Source organism: Propionivibrio sp. (assembly GCF_016790145.1).
In the GTDB taxonomy this organism is placed as follows: Bacteria; Pseudomonadota; Gammaproteobacteria; order Burkholderiales; family Rhodocyclaceae; genus Propionivibrio.
Map to the genome: position 1 here is coordinate 21491 of NZ_JAEUOI010000036.1, position 6752 is coordinate 28242.

A 6752-nucleotide genomic window follows, 5' to 3' on the forward strand; every position below is an offset into this window, starting at 1 on the left:
GTTGATCCCTATGTAACGTCGGCGATTCCTGCAGCGCTCAGGAACTCGTTGCGTAGCCGAGTTTCCGGCAGGTGTTTGCCGATAATCACGATTCTTGAAATCCGCCTTTCCGCAGCCACCCAGACTTCACCGAAATCGAAACCCGCGACGCGCTGTACACCCTGGAAAATCAGTTTCCGATCTTCGTTGGGGATGGCCAGTATTCCCTTGTAGCGTAACAGGGCTTCCCCGAATTCGTCGATCATTGACTGGACGAAAGCACCGATTTTCTCCAGGTCGACTTCGCCGGCTTCCAGCAGGAAAGATGATATTTCGTCGCTGTGCGCCACCGCTCGTTTCGACCGTCCAAAGGATCCGGTTGCCGGGGTTGCCCGCGGAATAAAGCGGGTAGCGGATCGTATATTGGTCTCGCTGGCCAACAGCGAAGTATCCAGATTGAATCCACCGATGCCAAGCAGTGATCCGGGTTCGGCGCGACCCCGTTCCAGCCGCTGCTGAGGTGCGCGTGGGTTGATGTGGTTCAGGCGCTCCGACAACACTGCGATCACGTCGGACTCGACAAGATCGCATTTTGATAGCAGCAGACGATCGGCAAATCCGACCTGGCGTTGCACGACGACATGTTCGTTCAATTGTTGTTGTGCGTGCACCGCGTCGACAACCACGACAATGCCATCGAGCATGAAGCTGTCGCGCAATTCGGGCGCAGCAAAAAAAGTCTGGGCAACGGCGCCGGGGTCGGCCAGCCCGGTCGTTTCAATGACGATCCAGTCAAAAGACAATTCGCCTGAGGCCCGCCTTTCAGCTAGATCCAGCAAGCCGCGTACCAGATCGGCGTTGACCGTGCAGCAGACGCAACCGTTGGTCAGTTCGATGATGCCGCCGCTATTACGCGAAATGAGCTGGCTGTCGATATTTACGGCACCGAATTCGTTCTCGACGACAGCAAATCGCAAACCATCGGCATTATTAAGTAACTGGTTAAGTACCGTCGTTTTGCCGGCACCAAGAAAGCCGGAGAGCAGGGTGACGGGGAGTGGTGCGAAGACAGTCTGGTTCATGGAATCAAAGTTAAAAAATCCACCGCAAGGTCGCGATGTTCGTAAAGGAGGGCGAGGGATTATGGCTTACTGCTCTGCTCTGCGCTCCCTTTGCATCGATGCTTCATTGCGGTGGACGTTTTGAGGCGATCTGGAAAGATCAACAACACCCGCCGGAGCGACCCGATCCATAACGCGCTTCCTGACGATCCCGGAAGAACTCGATTTCAGTCATCACCGGCAAGTCAGGATGCGTCGTACGCAGGTGGGCCACATAGGTTTCGTAGTCGGGCAGACCGACCATCATCTTGGAGGCCTGCCCGAGATACTTGCCGAACTTTGTCAGATCGTTGAACAAAATGTCAGGCTCTCGCCGTCGGGATGCCTTCGTAAGGCACTTCGCGGCTGGTGATCCTGTCTTCCCGCGAAGCCTTGAGGCAGGCAACGATGGTGTAGAACAGAATGCTGATGACCACGAAGATGAAGAACATGGCCAGAACGGCATCCAGGTTGTTGTTGAAGACAATCTGCTGCATCTGCTCGACGGTCTTTGCCGGGGCGAGGATCTCTCCCTTGTCCAGCGCGGCCTGGAACTTGTTGGCCAGCGCGAGGAAACCGATCTTCGGGTTGGCGCTGAAGACCTTTTCCCAACCCGCCGCCAGCGTGCAGATCAGCAGCCAGGTGGCCGGCAAAATCGTGACCCAGGCGTACTTCTGCCGTTTCATCTTGAACAGGACGACTGTGCATAGCATCAGCGCAACACCGGCCAGCATCTGGTTGGAAATGCCGAACAACGGCCACAGGCTATTGATGCCGCCGAGCGGATCGATCACGCCCTGATACAGGATGTAACCCCAGGCGGCAACACAAAGACCGGTAGCGATAAGGTTGGCCGGCCAGGAGCGGGTCGACTTGAGCGAGGGAACGAAAGTGCCCAGCAGATCCTGCAGCATGAAGCGCCCTGCACGCGTACCGGCATCACAGGCGGTGAGGATGAACAGCGCCTCGAACAGGATCGCGAAGTGGTACCAGAAGGCCATCATGGCCTGGCCGCCAATCACCTGCGAAAAGATCTGGGCCATGCCGACCGCCAGCGTTGGCGCACCGCCCGCACGCGAGAGGATAGTGGTTTCGCCGACATCTTTTGCCGTTTGAATCAGCACCTCCGGGGTAATCACGAAGCCCCACTGCGAGATGATTTGCGCGGCGCCTTCGACCGTCTTGCCGATCACGGCTGGCGGACTGTTCATGGCGAAAAAGATGCCCGGATCGATGATCGAGGCAGCGACCATCGCCATGACGGCCACAAAGGATTCCATCAGCATGCCGCCGTAACCGATCATGCGCGCATTCTTTTCGTTGTCTAGAAGCTTGGGCGTGGTGCCGGACGAGATCAGCGCATGGAAGCCGGAAACCGCACCGCAGGCGATGGTGATGAAGATGAACGGAAAGAGGCTGCCCGACCAGGCCGGACCGGTTCCGTCAATGAACTGCGTAACCGCCGGCATGCGCAGATCCGGCGCGACAAAGACGATGGAGAGTGCCAGGCCGAGGATCGTTCCGACCTTCAGGAAGGTCGACAAGTAGTCACGCGGCGCGAGCAGCAGCCACACCGGCAGTACCGAGGCGACAAATCCGTAGATGATCAGCATCCAGGTCAGTTGCTTGGCGTCGAAGGTGAATAGCGGTGCCCAGGTCGAACTTTCCGCGACCTGGCCGCCAACAACGATCGAGGCGATCAGCAACACGAAGCCGATGATCGACACTTCGCCGACGCAACCGGGGCGGATGAAGCGATTATAGACGCCCATGAACATGGCGATCGGGATGGTGGCGGCCACCGTGAAGGTACCCCACGGGCTGGCGGCCAGCGCCTTGACCACGATCAGCGCCAGAACGGCAAGGATGATGACCATGATCATGAAGGTGCCAAACAGGGCGATGATGCCGGGAACGAGACCGAGTTCCGTCTTCACCAGGTCACCGAGCGAACGGCCGTCGCGACGCACCGAGACAAAGAGCACCATGAAGTCCTGCACGGCACCGGCCAGCACCACGCCGATGATGATCCATAGCGTACCCGGCAGGTAACCCATCTGCGCGGCCAGCACCGGGCCGACCAGCGGGCCGGCGCCGGCGATGGCGGCGAAGTGATGACCGAACAGGATGTACTTGTTGGTCGGAACGTAATCGAGTCCGTCGTTGTGACGTACCGCAGGGGTCGCCCGCGTCGGGTCAAGTTGCATGACCTTGTCGGCGATGTACAGACTGTAGTAGCGGTACGCGACGAGATAGATCGAGACTGCGGCAACGACGATCCACAAGGCATTGATCGTTTCGCCGCGTGATAGTGCAACGGTGCCGAGGGAGAACACCCCGACCGCCGTCAATAGCCACCAAATAACATGTTTGGAAATGAGATTCATGACCCCTCCAGTTTTGAATTACGTTCAGGCGGTTTGGCGCGATTTCTGTTGAAATTGCTGCGACCGTCCCCCAAATGCAGGTCGCCAAGGGCGGTATAGCGGCCTCTGGACCAGGCACTAACATGAGCGGCGAAATGCTGGCAAGGCCACTCGTGTAACAGTACAGGGTGGAATCTAGCCCTTTTTGAACTCAACTATTCAGACGATCTGGCGAGCGGTTTGCTGAGGAATTGAACGGTTTCCAGCAGACTCCGAGCGGTGCCGAAAACTTCAGACAATAAGCAGCTTGTCCTTGATTTCGCGCAGATGCCGACGGCTGACGGGCACCCGCTTGCCGCTATGAGTGACGATTTCGACCGCACCGTTTTCCAGCCATTCGATTTCGGCGACCTGGTTCAGGTTGACCAGATACTGGCGATGGCAACGAATTAGCGGCGTGCGCTCTTGCAGGATTTTCAGGGTCAGTTCGGTCATCCCCTGCTTGTTAATGGCGACAACCTGCACACCGCTAATGTCGGTATGAACAAATTCAACATCATTCAGCCCGAGCAGGAAAATACGGTTGCGCCCGATGCAGGGAATCTGGCGCAACTGATCGCTCGACCCCGGAAAGGCCCTGGCGGAAGGGCGTGCACCTGTACGCAGCCAGTCCAGCGTTCTGGCCAGGCGCTGCGGATCGATGGGCTTCAGGAGATAGTCCGCTGCGTGTTCCTCAAACGCTTTCAGGGCATGCTCGTCGTAGGCGGTAACAAAAACGATATGCGGCAGGGCCGCTGGCTCGATCATGCCGACCATTTCAAGCCCGCTGACGCGCGGCATCTGTATGTCGAGAAACACCACGTCCGGTCGCAGGCGATGGATGGCCGAAAGACCTTCTATCGCATTGGCGCATTCCCCCACCACCTCCACATCGGCCGCAGACGCCAGAAGTGCTTTCAGTTCCTCACGCGAAGGCGCCTCGTCGTCGATGATCAGCGCGCTCAGCATGGGACAAGCTCTTCTGAAATCGGCAGGCGGATGGCGACCCGTGTCCAGCACTCGGGTTCGCACGTCACCTCGATTCCGTAGGCGTTGCCATAGCGTATCTTGATACGTCGATCGACCAGATTCATTCCCAGTCCGTCGCCATCCGGCCTGGGCTGATACAAACCGGCACTGTCTTCGACAAAAATCGTCAGCACGTCGTCCTTGCGTTGCGCGCTGATGGTAATCCTGCCCGGTTCGATCATCTGCGAAATGCCGTACTTGATGGCGTTTTCAACAATCGGCTGCAAGGAAAAAGTCGGAAGGCGCAGATGCAGCAGATCGTCGGGAACAGCAAACCCGACATCCAGCCGCCCGGCAAAACGCGCCAGTTCGATATGCAGATAGGCATCCACGTGCTCGATTTCGTCCTTGAGCGTGGCTTCATCGCCGACCCGTTTGAGGCTCTTGCGGAAAAATGTGGACAGATAGTGCACGATCTGCCGCGCCGCTTCCGGATCGCGTCGAATGATCGCGGCCAGCGTGTTCAGTGCGTTGAACAGGAAGTGCGGGTTGATCTGGGCCTGCAACAGCTTGATTTCCGATTGCGCCAGCAGCCGCTTCTGCTCCTCGATTCTCCCGGCCAGAACCTGATTGGAAAGCAGGCGGGCGATCCCTTCGCCCAGCGTCCGGTTGAGCGACGAGAAGAATTTGCTTTTGGGCTCATAAAGCTTGATCGTCCCGAAAACCCGGTTTCCTTCGCCGCGCAGCGGGATGATCAGCGATGATCCGAGCTTGCAGTCCTTCGATAACGAGCAGGTGTAGGGAAGAGTTGCGCCATCTGCATAAATTACTTCATTGTGAGCGATGGCGTCAATGGTGTGCGGTGAAGAAATCGGCGCGCCCGGCAGGTGGTGATCCGCACCCACCCCGACAAAGCCAAGCAATTTTTCACAATCGGTAATGGCCACTGCGCCGACACCGGTTTCTTCCTGAATGATGGAGGCCATGCGCGTACAGTTATGTTTGTTGAAGCCCTGCATCAGGACGCCGACCGAACGTTCGGCAATGCGTAGCGCCTTGGCGGAAAAGGCAATCGAATACTTCTCCAGCGTCTCTCTGCGGTCAAGAATCAGGCGCATGAAAAGAGCCGCGCCAAAGGCATTGGTCAGGATCATCGGCAGGGCAATATGGGCGACAAGTCGTGCGGCCTGATCGAAAGGCTGGGCCAACAGCAGAATGACGATCATCTGCGTGATCTCCGCAAAGAGCGTTGTGCCCAGCGCCAGCATCGGGTTGAGCAACTGCTCGGCACGATGGCGACGCATGAGGTAGAGGTGCACGCCGCCAGCGATGAGCCCCTCAAGCGTTGTCGAAACGGCACAGGCCGTATCCGTAAAACCGCCGAGTGAATAACGGTGCAGACCGCCCGTCAGGCCAACGGCGAGACCGACGACAGGCCCGCCAAGAAGGCCGCCGAGCACGGCGCCGATGGCGCGGGTATTGGCAATCGCGCCTTCGATCTGGAAGCCAAGATAGGTACCCATGATGCAGAAGCCGGAAAAAACCAGGTAGCAGACGAGTTTGTCCGGCAGGCGGACGGTAACCTGCATCAGCGGGGCGAACAACGGGGTCTTGCTCAGGAGATAGGCAATCACCAGATAGACGCACATCTGCTGCATCAGGCTGCCGATCAGCGCAAGGTGATTGATATCCTCAAGCATGGTATGGAATCCGGAAAGCAATTAGCGCTGATTCTACGAGCTTGCGGGAAAAACGGCAGCCTTCCTGGTATTTGGACTATCGGGCACCCACAGGCATTTCCTGGAGAATGAATACCATCCCCCAATGCTGCATACTCGCTCTGGTGCCTTGGCTGCGCCACTAGCATGGCACTGTAAACCTGTTCTAGAAACACCGTGGCCCGAGGCCAGGCTTTGCCGTCATTCCGGGCTTGACCCGGAATCCAGTTCGTATATCAAACATATCTTTTAACATCTAGATCAGACAAACGAATCTGGATTCCGGCTTTTGCCGGAATGACGAAGGACTGTTAGATCGTGTAACCCTGCTCGCATGACCTGAAAACTTGCAGTTCCGATAGACTGCGACTCTGCGCTGACTCTGCTGCGAGCTCCACAATGCGTTTGACCATAACCCTCTGGCTGCTGCTGGCCTGCATGCTCCCGGCGATTGCCGACGGCAAGACGGCTTATCCCTTCTTGGTCGTTACCGAGCGTAGCAGCGTCGGGCATCAGGTCGTTGCGCGCAACTCGGGACCGGCGCCGGTGTCGGTGAGGCTGACGCTGGCCAACGCGGAAAA

6 protein-coding genes are annotated in these 6752 nt (G+C 57.7%); 1 reads left to right on the forward strand and 5 read right to left on the reverse strand.

Annotated elements, in window-relative coordinates; all coding sequences use genetic code 11:
* Positions 1-8: 8 nt before the first annotated feature.
* The 5 genes from JNM42_RS03775 to JNM42_RS03795 form a co-directional block, all read right to left on the reverse strand.
* Positions 9-1061, reverse strand: a complete 1053-nt coding sequence (locus JNM42_RS03775) for a GTP-binding protein (RefSeq protein ID WP_294266394.1) — start codon at positions 1059-1061, stop codon at positions 9-11.
* A gap of 139 nt (positions 1062-1200) precedes the next feature.
* Positions 1201-1398, reverse strand: coding sequence for a YbdD/YjiX family protein (locus tag JNM42_RS03780; RefSeq protein ID WP_294266397.1), 198 nt, complete (start codon positions 1396-1398; stop codon positions 1201-1203).
* A gap of 4 nt (positions 1399-1402) precedes the next feature.
* Positions 1403-3466: a carbon starvation CstA family protein gene (locus JNM42_RS03785; RefSeq protein ID WP_294266403.1), complete on the reverse strand. Its 2064-nt coding sequence runs from the start codon at positions 3464-3466 to the stop codon at positions 1403-1405.
* Positions 3467-3736: 270 nt separating this feature from the next.
* Complete coding sequence (btsR, locus tag JNM42_RS03790) at positions 3737-4453, reverse strand: two-component system response regulator BtsR (RefSeq protein ID WP_294266405.1); 717 nt, start codon at positions 4451-4453, stop codon at positions 3737-3739.
* On the reverse strand, positions 4447-6153 hold the full coding sequence (locus JNM42_RS03795) for a sensor histidine kinase (protein WP_294266408.1): 1707 nt from the start codon (positions 6151-6153) through the stop codon (positions 4447-4449). The genes btsR and JNM42_RS03795 overlap by 7 nt, the downstream gene beginning before the upstream one ends.
* Before the next feature lie 417 nt (positions 6154-6570).
* On the opposite strand from JNM42_RS03795, the gene JNM42_RS03800 reads away from it, so the two are divergent.
* Positions 6571-6752, forward strand: a 182-nt coding sequence (locus JNM42_RS03800) for a hypothetical protein (protein WP_294266410.1), incomplete at its 3' end; no start/stop codon positions are given.